The 16,562-nt window shown below is 33.7% G+C and carries 19 protein-coding genes; 7 read left to right on the forward strand and 12 right to left on the reverse strand.

What is annotated here, in order from left to right; all coding sequences use genetic code 11:
- Window positions 1-94: 94 nt before the first annotated feature.
- The 4 genes from D2K40_RS16545 to D2K40_RS16410 form a co-directional block, all read right to left on the reverse strand.
- Entirely contained in the window at window positions 95-3,697 is a 3,603-nt protein-coding gene (locus D2K40_RS16545; RefSeq protein ID WP_188618812.1) for a YobI family P-loop NTPase, read from the reverse strand.
- A 219-nt stretch (window positions 3,698-3,916) separates the two neighbouring features.
- On the reverse strand, window positions 3,917-4,243 hold the full coding sequence (locus D2K40_RS09935; protein ID WP_117155504.1) for a hypothetical protein: 327 nt from the start codon (window positions 4,241-4,243) through the stop codon (window positions 3,917-3,919).
- Between the two features lie 22 nt (window positions 4,244-4,265).
- The gene (locus tag D2K40_RS09940) at window positions 4,266-4,823 is read right to left on the reverse strand and encodes a site-specific integrase (protein WP_117155506.1); all 558 of its coding nucleotides are present in this window, start codon (window positions 4,821-4,823) and stop codon (window positions 4,266-4,268) included.
- Window positions 4,824-4,924: 101 nt separating this feature from the next.
- Window positions 4,925-5,092 (reverse strand): hypothetical protein, encoded by a 168-nt coding sequence (locus D2K40_RS16410; protein WP_162879190.1) that lies wholly within the window; start codon window positions 5,090-5,092, stop codon window positions 4,925-4,927.
- Between the two features lie 480 nt (window positions 5,093-5,572).
- On the opposite strand from D2K40_RS16410, the gene D2K40_RS09945 reads away from it, so the two are divergent.
- Window positions 5,573-5,749, forward strand: a complete 177-nt coding sequence (locus D2K40_RS09945) for an aspartyl-phosphate phosphatase Spo0E family protein (RefSeq protein WP_117155508.1) — start codon at window positions 5,573-5,575, stop codon at window positions 5,747-5,749.
- A gap of 339 nt (window positions 5,750-6,088) precedes the next feature.
- Here the strand turns inward: D2K40_RS09945 and D2K40_RS09950 are convergent, their stop codons facing one another.
- Both D2K40_RS09950 and D2K40_RS09955 read right to left on the reverse strand, forming a co-directional pair.
- On the reverse strand, window positions 6,089-6,337 hold the full coding sequence (locus D2K40_RS09950; protein ID WP_117155510.1) for a hypothetical protein: 249 nt from the start codon (window positions 6,335-6,337) through the stop codon (window positions 6,089-6,091).
- A 111-nt stretch (window positions 6,338-6,448) separates the two neighbouring features.
- On the reverse strand, window positions 6,449-7,039 hold the full coding sequence (locus D2K40_RS09955) for a hypothetical protein (protein WP_117155512.1): 591 nt from the start codon (window positions 7,037-7,039) through the stop codon (window positions 6,449-6,451).
- Window positions 7,040-7,176: 137 nt separating this feature from the next.
- Here D2K40_RS09955 and D2K40_RS09960 point away from each other — a divergent pair, with 137 nt between their 5' ends.
- The 5 genes from D2K40_RS09960 to D2K40_RS09980 are packed head-to-tail and all read left to right on the forward strand — an operon-like array spanning window position 7,177 to window position 10,071.
- Window positions 7,177-8,322, forward strand: a complete 1,146-nt coding sequence (locus D2K40_RS09960; protein WP_117155514.1) for a hypothetical protein — start codon at window positions 7,177-7,179, stop codon at window positions 8,320-8,322.
- Window positions 8,323-8,324: 2 nt separating this feature from the next.
- Window positions 8,325-9,080: a hypothetical protein gene (locus tag D2K40_RS09965; RefSeq protein WP_117155516.1), complete on the forward strand. Its 756-nt coding sequence runs from the start codon at window positions 8,325-8,327 to the stop codon at window positions 9,078-9,080.
- Window positions 9,081-9,126: 46 nt separating this feature from the next.
- The gene (locus D2K40_RS09970; protein WP_117155518.1) at window positions 9,127-9,471 is read left to right on the forward strand and encodes a hypothetical protein; all 345 of its coding nucleotides are present in this window, start codon (window positions 9,127-9,129) and stop codon (window positions 9,469-9,471) included.
- 25 nt (window positions 9,472-9,496) lie between these two features.
- Entirely contained in the window at window positions 9,497-9,760 is a 264-nt protein-coding gene (locus D2K40_RS09975) for a hypothetical protein (RefSeq protein ID WP_117155520.1), read from the forward strand.
- A 26-nt stretch (window positions 9,761-9,786) separates the two neighbouring features.
- On the forward strand, window positions 9,787-10,071 hold the full coding sequence (locus tag D2K40_RS09980; RefSeq protein WP_117155522.1) for a hypothetical protein: 285 nt from the start codon (window positions 9,787-9,789) through the stop codon (window positions 10,069-10,071).
- Between the two features lie 62 nt (window positions 10,072-10,133).
- Here D2K40_RS09980 and D2K40_RS09985 read toward each other — a convergent pair whose 3' ends face one another.
- From D2K40_RS09985 to D2K40_RS10010, 6 genes are all read right to left on the reverse strand, one after another.
- The gene (locus D2K40_RS09985; RefSeq protein WP_117155523.1) at window positions 10,134-10,490 is read right to left on the reverse strand and encodes a hypothetical protein; all 357 of its coding nucleotides are present in this window, start codon (window positions 10,488-10,490) and stop codon (window positions 10,134-10,136) included.
- 4 nt (window positions 10,491-10,494) lie between these two features.
- Window positions 10,495-11,514 (reverse strand): integrase domain-containing protein, encoded by a 1,020-nt coding sequence (locus tag D2K40_RS09990; protein WP_117155525.1) that lies wholly within the window; start codon window positions 11,512-11,514, stop codon window positions 10,495-10,497.
- Window positions 11,515-12,035: 521 nt separating this feature from the next.
- Window positions 12,036-12,389 carry a hypothetical protein gene (locus D2K40_RS09995; protein ID WP_117155527.1) on the reverse strand — a complete coding sequence of 118 codons (354 nt, stop codon included), beginning with the start codon at window positions 12,387-12,389 and terminating at the stop codon, window positions 12,036-12,038.
- A gap of 195 nt (window positions 12,390-12,584) precedes the next feature.
- Window positions 12,585-13,904 carry a YfjI family protein gene (locus tag D2K40_RS10000; protein ID WP_117155529.1) on the reverse strand — a complete coding sequence of 440 codons (1,320 nt, stop codon included), beginning with the start codon at window positions 13,902-13,904 and terminating at the stop codon, window positions 12,585-12,587.
- Window positions 13,904-14,725, reverse strand: a complete 822-nt coding sequence (locus D2K40_RS10005; protein WP_205417568.1) for a bifunctional DNA primase/polymerase — start codon at window positions 14,723-14,725, stop codon at window positions 13,904-13,906. Before D2K40_RS10005 ends, D2K40_RS10000 begins: the two co-directional genes overlap by 1 nt.
- Window positions 14,726-14,772: 47 nt before the next feature.
- Entirely contained in the window at window positions 14,773-15,048 is a 276-nt protein-coding gene (locus tag D2K40_RS10010; protein WP_117155533.1) for a helix-turn-helix domain-containing protein, read from the reverse strand.
- 251 nt (window positions 15,049-15,299) lie between these two features.
- Between D2K40_RS10010 and D2K40_RS10015 the strand changes: the two genes are divergently transcribed.
- Window positions 15,300-16,475 (forward strand): site-specific integrase, encoded by a 1,176-nt coding sequence (locus D2K40_RS10015; RefSeq protein WP_117155535.1) that lies wholly within the window; start codon window positions 15,300-15,302, stop codon window positions 16,473-16,475.
- Window positions 16,476-16,562 lie beyond the last annotated feature (87 nt).

A 16,562-nucleotide genomic window follows, 5' to 3' on the forward strand; every position in this document is an offset into this window, starting at 1 on the left:
TTAATTGACATGTATGTTAAATCAATCAGAGTGGCGAAGATGAACTAATTCAGGGCGTCCAGTAACAGAAAAAAAGGTACCCTACACGCCCCCTTTACCTCGTATACGTAAACACCCTAAGCCTTTTCTTTTCTAGTTTAAACTGTGAGATGTAGTCTTTTCTATCCAACTCACTTAGTAGCGCTTGATTCAGATCGTTATTGGCAATGGCTGGTCTTTTTCCACCTTTCGTGATGCCAGCATAAGGGGTGCCGAGTGCTTGTAGTAGCTCTGTGATTTTTTCCTGTTCCAAGGTTTTCACCTGGCTCGTTAAAAGCATCACCTTGCATCTCTTTGCCATATCGAAGGAAAACAGAACGTCTATTAATGCTGCACCAGCCTCCATACCCTGATGGACGATAAACTCGACTACTTCCTCGGCAAAATCGATCGCCTTTTCTGACTCTGATAAGATAGCAGGATCGATTTGTTTCATCAGTTTCGTTTTGTAGATATCGGGAACATCGGAGTGGAATAACGTTTCGATTTCTTCTAGATTAAGGACATAATCGTCCTGATGGTTGACAAACTTCGCTATATTTTCTTCGATTAAAAACAAATGTAAGCTCGGGTGATTCGCTTTAATATTCTCATAGTTTTTCACTGTTAAAGATAGTATGTCATTTTCAATCATGATTCTTACGCGAGCTTCAGGTAAATCATCTGTGTAATAGAAGTCCCATTTTGTGATACTGGCTGCTAACTTTTCAAACGAAGCATTCTCGATCTCTTGACATTTCATGATCTCTTCGGAAAGCATGTGTCGTTCGTCTTCCTCCATCGCTTCCTCATCTGCTAAACGGTACTTAGCAAGCTCGCGGGCGTGGTAGATATCATTTAGGTAGTCAATCATTGTCTCATCAAAAACTTGTCCCACTTTGAAATACTGAAAAACATTGTGCCAGCTGATAATGAGTTTATCTTTTTCTAGTAAAACATTCCATAATTCCTGATCGACCTCAGTGATATCTTGAATCAGCAAAGCTTGTTGCTCAATAATGAGCTCTTTTAAGCTCCTATACAGATAGTTTCTATTTAATAACTCTATGATTGCCTCCTCTGTCTCCTGGCTGATTTCTTGATCCAACAAAACCTCCCTGACAAACACATTTATATTCTGGTCAATGTAAGCAAGCACCTTTTCCACATTTGCATCCTCTATAGCAGAATAAGTTAAGTTACTAACTTTTCCCTGTAAAATATCAGACAGTGTTTGCTTATTAATTTGATAGAGATTTTTCTCCACAACATAAGTAAACAATTCCCCTTTCGGTCTAAGGTGCGTTGTATTTGTAAATTTGACCCGGAGCCTGGAGAGAATGTCTTGTTCTTTTACGGATGGTAAATCCTCTGACACCTTGAAATAATCATCAAGCTCTGCAAGATAGGCTGCGAGCTTATCCTCTTTATTGAGTTCCTCGAGATCGGCAACATCAGCGAAAAGCAGAATGTCAGCTAAAAAGACTTGAATCTCCTCATCAGATAAGTTAGATGCTTCCTCGATATACACCCATATGTTATCCCAGTTATGACAAAGCGATTTTATAAACGATTGTTTATGTGCAGTTCTTTCCTTAAATCCAGTTACGAATTGGAGGGACGTGTCCTTTTCGTTCGTCAATTGAGACAGGATCAGCTTGAAATGTTCCTGATACTGGTCTTTCTCTAGGATAAAATCCAACAAATCATAATTTAGTATTTCTGCCTGTTTAAATTCGCTGATTCTTAGGCGTGAAATAACTTTTTCAACATGCAGCAAGGAATACGAGAAATCACGACCCTTATAATTTTTAACGCTAAGAATAAAGTCCATATCCCTTTTGGTCAGACTACCCGGGTAGAAATAGGAAATATAATAATGGTACGTATCATCAATATATCCATGCCGCAAGAGATAAACAAGCAGATCTTTATCCAACAGCTCTTCTGGGAATACCCTCTTGTCGCTTTTAGCAATCAGTTCTTTTAGGGATAAATCATGTACTTCCGTTCTCTCGCGTTTTAATTGCGAGATTTGCTGCTTAAAGGCCTCCAGATTTTCTTCCTTTTTTAATTTAATGCTTGTTTCCCTTTCAAAGTAATTGTCTTTCGAGCCAAACACTGTTGCGATTTCATCGATAGTGGCGGTTTTATTGCCATTTCCCATGTTATAGCTGACGTTTTGCGCATTCTTTAATTGTTTAAAAAAACTCGCTGTAATGGTTGTGTTGTTTCCAAAGTTAGTATTGTTAAGTCGAATAAACTTATTATAATTTCCTGTTCTTGCATTTAAGCTTTGTAGATAGATCTGCTGCAATTCATCGATAGAAACCAGCTGTTCTGCCTTAGCCAATTCAATTTTCTGCTCCATCTGTTTTATTCTGTCATCTAGCATCGTCAATTGTTGCTCAATGATCGCATCCTTCTGCTTCATCATTTGATAAACGAGCCCTTGATTATACTGGAGTTGAGAAAAATCAACCGGATACAGATTTTTATAAATGATCAACCCTAGCAGCTTGTTCGTATCTAGTTCGAGGTCTCCCCCAAGTTTTTTCTTATAAATATCGAACTCCGTATAAATATTTTTTAGAATCCGCATATCATCGACATAGAGGCTGACATCTTGGAGAAAATTCGGATCTATTTCGTCAATATATGGAGACTCTATTAATCGGTCACGTAGCACCTCCACGGAATTGTAAGCGTGTAGAATTGGAATTACTGGGATTATGAAATCAAAAAACTTTGTCCGGCTGCGGCTATGTTCAACCGTATCGATTTGGCCAAAGATATCATCCTTGATTGCATAAATAAAAACCACCCGCCTTTTTACAAGCTCCGAATTATTAATAAGTGCATTGAGTTCCCTTAACCGTTCAAAAATATCGAGACTATCAAACCGATCTAGGTCTTCAAATAGCACAACATCATATTTAGTTGCTTGAAAGAAATAAAGGATTTCATCAATGAACCTATCAAAAATCGAATTGTCATCCTTGGTTTTATCCATTTCTAGTGAGGCATTCGCAATTGTTACCTTATTAAAATTGAGGTTACCACGCAAAAATCGATACATTTGTTTTAATAGGAAAAAACCATAGACGCTAATGAAAACAAGCAATAGAATAGCGCCGATTAATGACATCGTTTCCTCACTCTGGTTGAGCACGGTATTTTCATAGAGTGTTCCAAATAGATTCGGGACAAAAAAATAGATAACCCCTGCAATAAACGCGAGAAATAAGAAGAGCTGCTGAATCGTTTGTCTACTCTTCATATGTTTAATCTTTCTGAACCTAGAGAATGGGATAGTCCTATCCCGGACTCTGTATATCATTTGCTGAAGGATACTCTTTTCTAACGCTCTTTCATCCTCCTGACCGCCCCCACCTTCGTTATTGCCAGATGGTGTGTTGGGTTTACTACCAAAGGTTGCAAGCGAAATGTTCAAAAAGTGATAGGTCTGGTTGTGATTTTTCTCAAAGGTTCTCAAAATACTACTTTTTCCCGAGCCATACGGACCGGTTATCGCAATGTTTTTTACCTTCTCATTTTCTAAGCCAGATCGAATGGCCCCAGCATAAATGCCATCATTATCAATATCATCATTCGGGGTCAAATCTTCATATAAGGGTGTAACAGGAGGGTCTTTTAATTTGCCGACAATCCTTTCCAACGAGCGAACGAACCACCTCTTCCATCTATCCTTCCACGAAACCAACATAGAAGTCTCCCCCATTCTATAAGAATACGTCCATTTTACCATTTTTTTCGGGTTGGTGCTGTGAGGTGCGGAGTTGTGTCTCCTTACTGATTACAATACATACAACCTCAGAGGTGGTACATTACAATGTTTGTAATCGAGCATCAATTCTGGAAAAGGAGTACATCACTACTACTTTTTATGCATTTCTTCTTTATATTTTTTAATAAACTTTCTAGTTAGCCGATTCGCTACTTCTAATTTCGCTGAATCTGTGTTCGGTGGTGCATACACTTTATTTAACATTTGATCAATCTGATTCACCAACTCTTTCTCTACCTTCTCTTCTGACCATAAACCGTCTTTTTGAGAAGAATTCAAATTTCGACAAGACTTATTCCAAATTTGATCTACTTCTCTACTTATTCTTTCTCTATTTATCTTATTTAAGTTAGATTGATTTATTTCTTTCTGCGAACGGAAATGTATTTCTTTAAAATATTGATTTTTATTACTCATATATCCAACAACCTTTCTCTGATTACATCGGAACTCCTAAAAATTCATCAATAAATTTATATTCGCAATTGTAAAACTTAGAAATCATCTGATCTGTTGTAGTTATTCCAGCAAGTTGAGCTATATTATAAGTATCTACACCACTGTTAATTAGGTTATATATGTAGGTGTCCCTTAAAATTTGACTTGTAAGACCATAATTATTAAAGATTGTCGCAGCCGCCTGCCTGCTACACCTATTGTTTAACCGAGAGCTAAACATGGCTTCTCCACTATACCCACTTATTTTATATGATTTGAGGATATAGGAATGTAGCTCTTCAGAAATTGGCAAAGTTCTAGTTATCGCCCCTCTAATCTCCACATAAGAATTATCGTTAATAACGTGAAGATCATCTCTATTTAATGCGATTAATTCATATAATTTGATACCAGTCTCTAAGGTCAATAATATCATAGATATGTTTCTCTTTTTCCAAGTTTTATTAGCGTACTTATACATTAAATCTTTAGCATCTTTACTAATTATAGTTTTTTTAGAATGGGCAGATGGGATGTTATTTACAATAAACATTTTCATTGAAAGCCTGATGTTTTCTTCTTTAAACTCAGCGTATGCATTAACAGCTGCTATATAACGATTAAGGATTGCTTTATTCTTGCTCTCTTTGTTTTTTTCTTCTATGAAATTAATTGCATCTTCTTTCTTAAACGAAAGCAGACTACATTTATTTTTTGTAGATAGTCGTTAAAACATTCAATAGAATTTGAATACTCCTTTATCGTTTTAATCGCTTTATCTTGGTTTAACATCCACTTTCTAAACAATACTAACTCTTCATCCATCATAAAATTTCCACCTTTAAGTAAGATAATAAAATAAACTCAGTTGCTCTTTATCATTTATTTCTGCTTCTTAAAATGGTTTAGTTTCCTTTACCTCCTAATCTTTCTACAATCGCTTCCCTAAGCATTGTGAGGCAAATAGGAAAATGTGAGGCGATTCGAATCGCCTCACTATTTCTTTATTACAAATAACCCTTAAATAAGCTGTCACATCAACATATAAAACTGCCTCACAATAATTTTATTTTCATAAATTATTTCGTCATTTAATTACAAATCTCCTTTTTTTAGAAGCAATAAATTTACAATAGATAACAAATTGTAGTACTGAACTGCCACACACATACCTCTTTGTTCATTTTTTTACTAAACACCGTGCTTTTTGTCGAATAAACAGATATTATGTCGAAACTATTAACAATTTATAATGACTCTTTTATACTGTACTTTGCTTTAATTATATTAGGATGTAAGGAGATAGAAATGACTATCAAAATTATTAAATTTAAAATAAAAATTTTAAGAACTATTATGATTCATAAAGCTAAAACTAAAGGAATAACCCATCCAGAGACAGTTAAATCTAGTCAATTATTAGATTCAGTTTTAAATAGATACCAACGAATTAAACAAAAGTCTCGCTATAATTACCAGCAATGACAAGCTCACAGTTTAGTGGTAGTAACAGTAATTTAAAATGAATGGATGTAAAATCCTTTTAATCAGATGACATCGATTTTTGATAACAAATTAAATCACATCACAGACAATTTTCTATTTAAAGATATAACGTAGTGCATTTATTTAGTTATTTTTATACCAAAAGGTTCGGGGATGCATTATTCTAAAATACAACATAATTATCAATGATTTTTCAGTTGAGTGGTAATAACCTTAAAACTAAAGCTATTCATCTCTTTTTTTAAGCCTATATTTATTTTGCTCCCTCCTTTTTGCTATCATTTCTTTTAATTATGGCGACATTTCTTCCTTGAATTTTTATTCCTTTGCATTATGGTAAAGCATTTTAGACACGTCAAGTACTCTATAATTATCTTCATCCGGTAAATATTGACGAACAAATTGTTTCGTTCTTTCATGATCAAAAAAAAGATCTACTTGTTTCACTTCTTTGGCAATATTAAGTGCCAAAAGTGCAGTCTTTTTCCGATAACTTGTTCCACCATTTAATAAATATTCATATTGGTCTTTGAGAGCTTCATAAAAGTTATCGTAAGTATTAGTCACATCTAACTTCCTTTCTTATTTTTGATTCAGTTCAACATATAATTCCCTATGAACATTCTTACACTAAAGAATTAAAACATAAGTAGTTCACATACTTTTCTATCTGTAATCTCAAAGCAGAAAAATTTCTCCGCTCATTAAAAAACGATACGCTCCTATACCGTCTTCATCAACATACCAGCAAATATTAGATGCTAAGCTAATAGATGATTGGTGATCATGTAGTGGATATGGTGAAGCATACGTTTTACCCTTTTTAGATAACTGCTTATTACGATAAATCTTATCAACAGACATCAACGTTTGCTCAGAATGGTTCACTATCCAGCATCCAAAGCTTTGATCTGGAGCTACATACCAAATAGCATCATCTCTATTAGAATCGATATCTGGGGCTAATGGATACTGATAATCTATCTCCACAGACGGTTCTCCTTGATAGCATAGTGTCTCAAACGTATCTATCATTCCCTCTTCCGCAATAGGCTCTTCAAAATCGCTATGTCTCTCTTCCTCTACCTGCTCTATTGATTCATAGTTAATTTGATCTTTACAAGAAGCAAAGTACTGTGGGTTTGTTGTATCTACTCCTTTCCAAATAGCACACTCTTCTGTAAATGCATCATACATAGCACAATGAGTTGCACATGTTTTTTGATCTGTTTTTCTTTCCACATTGTTATTCGTTATTAAGCGAAGCATGGACATCATCCTTTCCTTATAAATTATTAAGTTGGAAAATTATTGATAATACCTACATTCTATGATACACTAATTATAATATATTGTAAAAGTATTTATGTTTTTTGAATATGGTAGATTAAAGGGGGGCTTTTCCTGTGAGAACTTATTCCTGGATCGGTTTACAGACAAATGACTATGAAGATAAAAAAAAGATAAGAGATTATATCTATTTTTTATTAAAATGGATGATTATTCCACCCTTGTATATTATTATGACTTTTCCATATGTTCCGTTAGTGTTAATTTATGATAGCTTCCGAAGGAAAGAAAATCGGCTCAACATAGAAGGATTTAAAATAAAAAGACCGCAGGAGACTGCTGCAGCTAGGGTAGTAGCCAAGGGTAAAAATATGACTGCAGAAAAGTTAAAAGATGGTCGAATGAATATTGCTGAAGCAGTTTTTAGTACACATAACTTTGAAGGAATGGAGATGCGCGTAGATGAAGCATGTGCGGTGTTGCACCGCTGTTACACACAAGACGGCTTAGAATCGGCTTATTTAGCATTAGTTGCGCCATTCAAAGATGAGAAACCTTCTTTATATATAATTGCTTCCACGGCTGATATCGTACAAACACATGGAGATATCATTTTGAAAGATGATTACTTTAACGGTTATCGTATTCACATAGAAATAAACGAAAATGATCAAAGATATACATCTCACGTTGAGAGGGCTTTAAAGGCCGCATTTTTAGAAGAACAGACATACTACTACCATACAGGGTCATATCAAGGATATAAGACAGAGCGCATACCTAAAAGCTCAATTCAGCGTATCCGGTTGTTTCATCAATACGACCCCGTCTATTCTATGTATGATCAATTAGTTCATGGTAAGAAACCAGAACATACTACTCCACCATTAGCAACACAATGGCGATATGAAACAGAGAAATACGTTACTATTAAGACTTATATATTGAAAATGATTGATGAGAACCGAATACCTCGCCCTCTATTTGAAGAAGTTGGAGAGAGATTTCATAGAATGCATGCCTTGGATGATGATTTAGCATTAATGTTTTTCAATGAAGATGAATTATTTTTTTATATGTTGCGTTATGCCGAATATCTATATCCGAATCCCTTTCCGGTAGAACCCAGAGAGTTACTTGTAGATGTCTATGTAAAAGCTTATTTGACTGATAATGCTATTTATACAAAAGAGGAAATGATTGAAAAATTAAAAGAGGATGGTTACGGTTTAGAGACCATGTTTGGGGAGTGGATTAATTAATTATGGTGCATCACCATTGGCAATCTAAAAATCAACGATTACTATATCAACTAAAAAAATATGGTTCATCCGATATTACAGTGCGAAGCTGGGACGAACTTGCAGAGAGAAAAGGATTATCTCGTTCGAGCGTCTATATACAACGATTTGGTACTTTTAACGAGGCCAAAATAAAAGCTGGATTTGATATAGAGCAAAAACAGCAAAGAAAGCCGTTATACACAAAACAAGAGATTTTATCAATCATTAAACAACATAAGGAAGCGTTGGCTGACCAAACATACCTTAAGAAATCATGGGAATCATATCGAAAAAACCAAAAGATAGCTCTTCCTACTTATCAAACTATCATGCGTCATCTCAAGTATGATGAGTTGAACGAACTACTTCAAAGGCCAAAACAACGCTATAACCAATCAGATGAACAAGATTTAATTCAAATTGCTAAGCTTCATGCAGCACACTTTACGACGCATATGCATTGGGATATGTGGGCAAAGAAAAGAAAGCTACCTACAAGTGATGTTTATATCTATCATTTTAATGGTTGGGAACAAGCAAAAAGGAAAGTTTTCGGACAAACCAGTAAAGAACAAAAAAAAGAAGAACTCAAACAACTAGCGAGACTACACTCTTCTTATTTCACTACTACAACAAAATGGGATCAGTACGCTAAAAAAGAAAATCTTCCTCGTACCAATCAGTTCATTTATCATTTCGGTACATGGAAAGAAGCAAAAAAGCAATGTAAGTCTTAATGTCACTTGATTGTCTCAGCAAAATTACATAGAGAGGAGATATAAAATGAGCAGAACTACACCATCATTATTAGCAAACTTAATTACTATTTTTATTGGCATGTTACTAATCGGATTAAAAACGGCAACAGGGTTAAATATAGAATCAATCATAGAACTTTTAAAAGGAGCATTTTTAGCACTTGTAATTTTTCATAGTATCATGTTTTTCATCCAATACTTTTTCAACCTATTAACAGTTCTTACTATCTGGTTTATTCCCGTTGTTTTTCCCATCTTATTAGGTCTTAGTATTATTATTGGATTGATCATTGCTATACCACAATTTATTCGCTCAATATATTACACTATTAAAGATCGACGACAAGTTAGATACGATATTGCTTCATAATTTAAGCCAAAGGAGGGGATATTCTATGACTAAAGGAACCAGATCACCAGAAGTAATAGTAAACGCCTCTGTACGAAAAGTATTAGGTACAGAGGATATCCTATACTTTTTGAAAAAACATCAAAAAGGTGAGTGGGGAAACATATCAAAAATTGAAGAAAAGATAAATGATGCAGCTCTCCAACACGGTTACATGGTTGTTTCTTCATTTGTTTTGGGAGCAGAAACGTTGATTATTAAAACTAACGGCGAACGCACCAAAACATCTATTAATTTGGCAACTAATTAGATGTTCAATTTAGAGGAGGGGTAATGATGTGGTGGACAATAACAGACTGGTTCCTTGCAATTATAACGTGGATTTACTTCTTACTCGTAGTACTTGATTTATTATTTTCTGGTACATATTTTAAAAAAGAAGTTAAAAGGACAAAAACGGCTCACCAGAATAAGGTCAACGCACAAAATACAATTGCATCTATAATTATTATTTTCATAAGTTTAGCTTTTTGGGAGAGTTTGCGTTACTACCTTTTTGATGAGTCAGTCATATTAACAATAACAAATTGGGGCAGGTGGGCAATGAGTAATATGGGATAAGAGAAGAGCATTCCTATTCTCTTATCCAGCCCATGTTGTAGTTTAGCTAGTATTTTACTCTGTTATTCTGACCAACGCACCTCAAATGGCTCACGTAATTTTGTATATTCTTTTGTTCGACAAACTTCCACGATCCAGGCTTTATATTTCGTGGAATAATCTAGACGTTTAAATGAAAAGGGTCTTATAGTTGGCATGAACTTTGTTTCTATTTCTTCAATTACTTCTTTTATATCTAAATCTCCAGGAATATAATCAACTATATAGACTTTATAATGCTCACTATACATTCGATTATAACCTTCTTTAAATAGTCTATTTCTATATGGATTTTTTTCTTGTGCTTTACGACGCCACGATCCTATAATTTCTCGAAGCCTGCTATTTTCTTGTTTTAATCTATTAAGCTCTTCACTCATTTCATTACCTCCTCATATATATCATCGCCAAATCCCATCTATCTTTTCCATGTCCTAATTCACCATGAACGATATTAATTACTTCTTTAACCTTATAGAATAGTTGTTTTTGTTCCGTTGAATGTATTGCATAGTCAGCTTGTCGCCCAATCATCTTGTTCTGAAGGACTTTAGTTAACATTTTGTTGCCTTCTTCTAATATTGCTTGTTCTTTTAGCACCTCATCGATACGATTACGAGCATATGCATGGCGAAATCCATGCGTTCCTCGACCATTAGTATTTATTTCTGCTTTTTTGAATCCCTCAAATATTTGTCTGCGCACACTATCGATCTTTAAGGGAACAAGTTTAGCGTTTTGCTTTTTATTATTTAATATTAACTGTAATTCATCTTTAAAATGTTCTGGAACAGGTATTTGACGAAACCGGCCGCCTTTTGTGATACCGGATCCATCAGTAATCAATACAAATAATTGCTCATCTTTACTAACAATATGTCTTTTTTCAATTCGCACACTCTCTCTAACTCGCAAGCCTAAATAGCGCATAAGCAAAATAGCATTTTTCACATTTTTACTAACATATCGCTGAACTTCTGAAAACTCTTCATGTGAGTAACTTCTATCTTTTGGTATAACATGTCCTGTAATCATTCTATTTTTTGGACAAAATGTAATAAGTTCTTTATTGTGTTTTTTGGCCAACGCAGCCATTCCTTTTTCCAAATGTAATAAACTCGTTTCAATGTTTTTTAGATATCCAATACTCAGTCCTTGCTCTTTTTTAAACAAAATATATGCTTGGTAATGATCAACCTTTAATTGATACAATCGTTTGATTTTATACTCTTGACGCGCCCATTTAACGAAATTTTGACAAATAGATACCGTTTCTTTTTTTTGCTTTAATGAATGAATACCCTGATTATTATTATCACGGGCGGCTTTTTTCGACTGACCTATTTTATCTATTAAATTAATTGTTAGCTTAACATCGTGAACTATACTCCTCTTCCCACGCACTATACGCACTCCTTCATTCTTAATAGACTTAAATAGTTAATTCCTATAAGGTGAGAGTTTTTAAAACATAAATTCAACCTTCCGCTCAATTTTTAAGAGCCGAGCTCATACATTAAAGGCTCTCTTTTCTAGCAACACAATTACCAACCATTTGTGTGGACCTAACAATTACCAACGGGTATCATAATTAGGGTTTTGCTCAATTAATTTATATAAACAGCAAGCAGTAAACAAAAAAGAGCAAATCGCTGCTGATTATCCGATTTACCCATTCGACACTCATTTAAGTTTTTTATTCTACTTGTTGACTTAATTATTGTTGGTTCCATCTCTGATTTTTTATATACAAAAAAAGAGCATATGCTCTTTTTCGCATACACTCCTTATAAAAAGAATTAAATTGTTAATTTTAGACACAGTACGCCCTTTGCACTGTTTTTTAAAGAAATAAAGAAATAAAAAATAATTATACATTTATATTAGACTAACAATATATTTTTGTCAAAACCAACTAACAAATTTTATTTATATTCTTTTACAACCTTTATAATAGCCTTTTCTAAATTACCATTAAACAATCCCATTGTTCTTTTTAGGTGGGGGTTTTTAATGTAATATTCGTCTTTTTGAATTACTAGACGAACTGCATCCGAACCCTTTACACGATTTTTATTTGTAAATCTATCAATTGAAGAATATACATACAATTTTACTTTTGAGTTTATTTTTACTAAATATACATATTCATTTGTATCAAGTTCTCCTTTGTCGCTAAAAAAATCACTAACTTCCTCTATAAAGCCTAACTTTTGCTTATTACAAATTTTATACAAATTATATTCAAACTGACCTTTTGTAAAATTTATATATGTCATAATATCTCCTTTTTTTGTCCCATCTCCCCATCTTTATTTCAGATAGCATTATAAAGCATATTTAACTGGGAAACACCAATTCCCTTGTTGTCCCAATATACCCATTTAAAGAGTAGTGGGGAGAATGGGGAAACGATATCCCCCGTACTCTTTCTGTTCTATATGCCCCTTTGAACAAAAAGGGGCGATGGGATGTTAATTTATTATTATCGGATTAACTTTTATAATCTGCTTTCTATCTTTCTTCATGTTGCTTATATAGTTGAAGTCCTCCAACTCACCTAAAACTTTTGAGAGCTCTACACTTGTTAAGCGATGTTTTGTTAGTTGCTGTACGTCTCGTCTTTTTATTTCTAATTTTTTTAAATGCTTTATCTTATTAAGTACATACTTTATATCTGCAGTTTCTTGGTTAGTGTTATTAATTTGTCGATACGCTTTTTTTGCATGTTTAATAAAATAATCTTTTAAATTGTATACTCTTTTTAAAGTATCAACCCCAATTTCTGTCTGAAATGCAGTACCTTTAGTAATCTCAAAACTGATGTGCAAAAGTGCAGTAATCCTTAATATTTGTCCAATTAACTTTCCTAGCCAAGCCTTGATAGAAGTACTCAGGTCTTGGTTTCTAAGCTCTAACTCAATTTCATGAATCATTTCATTTAAATATTCCTGTGCTTTATTCGAAAGTGTTACATACTCTATTTCGTCGTTTGCTATTTCAAGTAATCGAACTATATTTTTTTTATAGTTATTTTTAACCTTTTGATCAATTAATTTAGGATCTGGGTCTCGAAATCCAACATTAGATTTAGGTAACGAGTAAATAAATCGTTGCGTAACACCTCGATCTGAAAACTCGTTACTCATTCCGCCGATGACGGAAGGCTGAACGAATAATGTCATTGCCATTGTAGGTTTTTGCAAAGTTAGAGTACCACTATTTTTCCTATCGTAAAAAATTGGATCAGATGAATACGACTTGAGATAAACATCAAACGACGTAATTGATGTATATTTGCCTTTCATCATCCCAAATACTTCATCTCCTTCTGCCGTTGCTAAAGTAATACTTTGGTTATTATTAGCCATTAATTCAATCAACTTTTCCTGAGTTGCATCAGCTGCTATATACCTTTTAAAATTTGTATTTTTCTCGTTATATGATTTTAGTTCATAATCAAAAATTGGTTGATATAATAAATTAAAGACAGAAGACTTTCGAGCCGATGGCTCTGCAACAACAACTGAGTATATACCGATTGGTTCTGTCCATTGTCCCCTCACTTTTAACCGAAATTTACTTAAAACGGTTGTTGAGAGTACACTAATCATTGATACAGCAGCAAAACAAATTGGTGTTTGGGTCTCTTCAGCAACTTGTTCAACGAACTTTTTGATCCACTCCGGATAGACATTAGTATCAAATATAGGTAATTGAGGTTCTTCAAAGTCAATTGGATTATCCCATTCTGTTTTTTCACTTGAATTCAATAAATCAATTACATCCTTCATTATCCCTGCCTCCGTATAACTTCGCGTTCGGCTATTGATTCAAACACTTTCTCAATTTCACCAATGGATAGAGGTGGATTAACTCTTGTTTGATTCCACATTTTGATAATCTCAAAGACTAAATATGGATCGACATACCTACGTAACAATAGACCTGTCAGTGATGTCAAATTTACATTTCTTACCCCATCACTTGTATTATTAAAAAGATAACTCCAATCTTTTTTAGATACTCTTTCATCTTTTCGCTTTATAAGATTTAACATAAAGTCTGGTAAATTAGCTAGTTCAACACTCATTGGCCTTAAATCATCCATCCATCTATAACTTTCGCCATTTTGATGGCGAGAAGGTGGTAACACTATGTAGCCACCTTCAGCACGTATATCAATACCTGGTAATGCTTCAACGCTACTCTTCAATCCATTTGGATGTTGGAATAAATAATGAATACCACCGGACCCTGTTTGTTGCGTAATTGTTTTTGGTAATACTCCATATCTATTAGCTATATTCTTTATTGTTTGTCTTCCATCTACATTCTTGATATCTACGTCGACAACAGAAACACCACTCTTACAACCAGTTGCTAGCCCAATATTATAATTTGGGTTATTAATGAACCATTTTTTTATAACTTCATTATCCGTAGTTGCATCCTTGAAACCATTCGTCGTTGCTGGTCGTTTTGACCTTGCTACAACTGGAAACACCGGCCACTTTAACAAATTGACATAAATGAGTGCCGCCCTTAAAATGTTATTGTAGTCTTTTTTTATACCCACTTTCTCGCAAAAAGTGGGCTCCTTTTTATTTGACATCATCACATCGTCCCTTTCCTAAATTTTATATTGCCCGCCTTTTTTATTTACTTTTTGTGTTTCTTCATGAAAATATGAATATCTTGTACATCGATAAAATACTTCGAACCAATTTTTATGGTATTTAAGCCATTCGTAATCATTGATTGCAGTGTTTGATAACTAACATTTAAGTAATCACATGCTTCCTTTTTTGTTAAGTACCTTCTTTCGACTTGTGAGAATGACACTATTTCTTCAATTGCCTCACGATTCATTTGCACTAGTTCCTCAAAATATTTATCAGCGAAACCCTGAGGCACCTCGAAGCTCAACTTATTCATTAATTTCACCTCCTTTAGCTAAAAAAAAAGAGAATACCCCAATTTTGAGATATAGATGCGCAGAGTGTGCGCCTATATCATCTAAATTGGGGTATTCCCATAATTTATATTTAATTTAATATAATACTATAACATAAAAATATGTTTTTCAAGCATTTTCACCAAATTTATTGAAATTTAATTTTATTTGCAATAGTATTATGTTAATTCCTCTATTAATTGCCCGCCAGCAAAATGGAGGCTTTAAATTTATGTCACAAATAAAAAAGTACACAAAAAAAAATGGTTCAACTGCCTATTTCGTAAGAGCATATCTAGGCTATGATCCAAAAACAGGTAAGCAAAGGCAAACAACAAAAAGAGGTTTTAAGACTAAAAAAGAAGCGAAATCTTACCTCATTTCTTTACAAGCAGAAGTCGATAAATTTGGTGCACCAGAAATAAAAAAGCGAACATTTAAAGAAGTTTACGAAGAATGGTTTGAGCAACATAGCAAAAAAATCAAGCCAAGTTCAGCTAAAGCCTTACAATCTAAATTTAATCGAATTCTGCCTCAATTTGGTCATTTAGATATTAAGTCTATTACACCTCAATATTGTCAAAAAGTCATTAATGAATGGGCTGATGAATTGAAATCATTTAAGGACTATAAAATTCAATCGAACTTAGTTCTTAAATATGCTCAAAAAATGGATTATATCATTACAAACCCATTTGAAAAAGTCACTTTACCTGTACAAAAAGATCATTTTTTTGTAGAAGTAAATGGTAGAAAAGAAAATTTTTATTCAAAGAAGGAACTAAAAGACTTCCTGAGCCTGATTAAAGATGAACCACTCAATTATACCTTCTTTCATTTGGCGGCTTACTCAGGGGCACGTAAGGGCGAAATTTTAGCATTAAATTGGTCAGATATTAGTTTTGATAAAAAACTTATGTATATTAGTAAAACATTATACTTCGAGAAAAATACAATGCATTTATTAACACCTAAATATACAAGTTCCAATCGTGTTATCAGCCTTGATCCTGACACAATACTTGTTTTACAGTTTTGGAAGCAAGAACAATTTAAACGTTACCAACAAATAAACCAACCTATTTTAGAAGATCAAGAACAACCAATATTCACTAATTATCATCAATTCCATAGAAAGATGGGAAGAATCAGACTAGCTTATTTTAATGATCAATTAATACGTATCATTAAAAATAACGCTCAATTACGTAGAATAAGCATACACGGCTTTAGACACACACATGCGAGCCTACTAATAAGCTCAGGTGCTAGTCCTAAAGATGTTCAAGAAAGGTTAGGACATAAAGATATTCAAACTACATTTAATGTTTACGTACACTTATTGAAAGAAGCTAAGGCGGAAACTGCAAACAAGTTTTATTCATTTATGAACGATGATGATCATTAATTTATTTCGCTATAAAAATTGTGAGTCATTTGTGAGTCAATTTAACAAAAACATAAAAAACCTCTTTCCCATAAAAATAGGAAAGAG

The organism is Paraliobacillus quinghaiensis, assembly GCF_003426025.1.
Taxonomy (GTDB): Bacteria; Bacillota; Bacilli; order Bacillales; family Amphibacillaceae; genus Paraliobacillus_A; species Paraliobacillus_A quinghaiensis.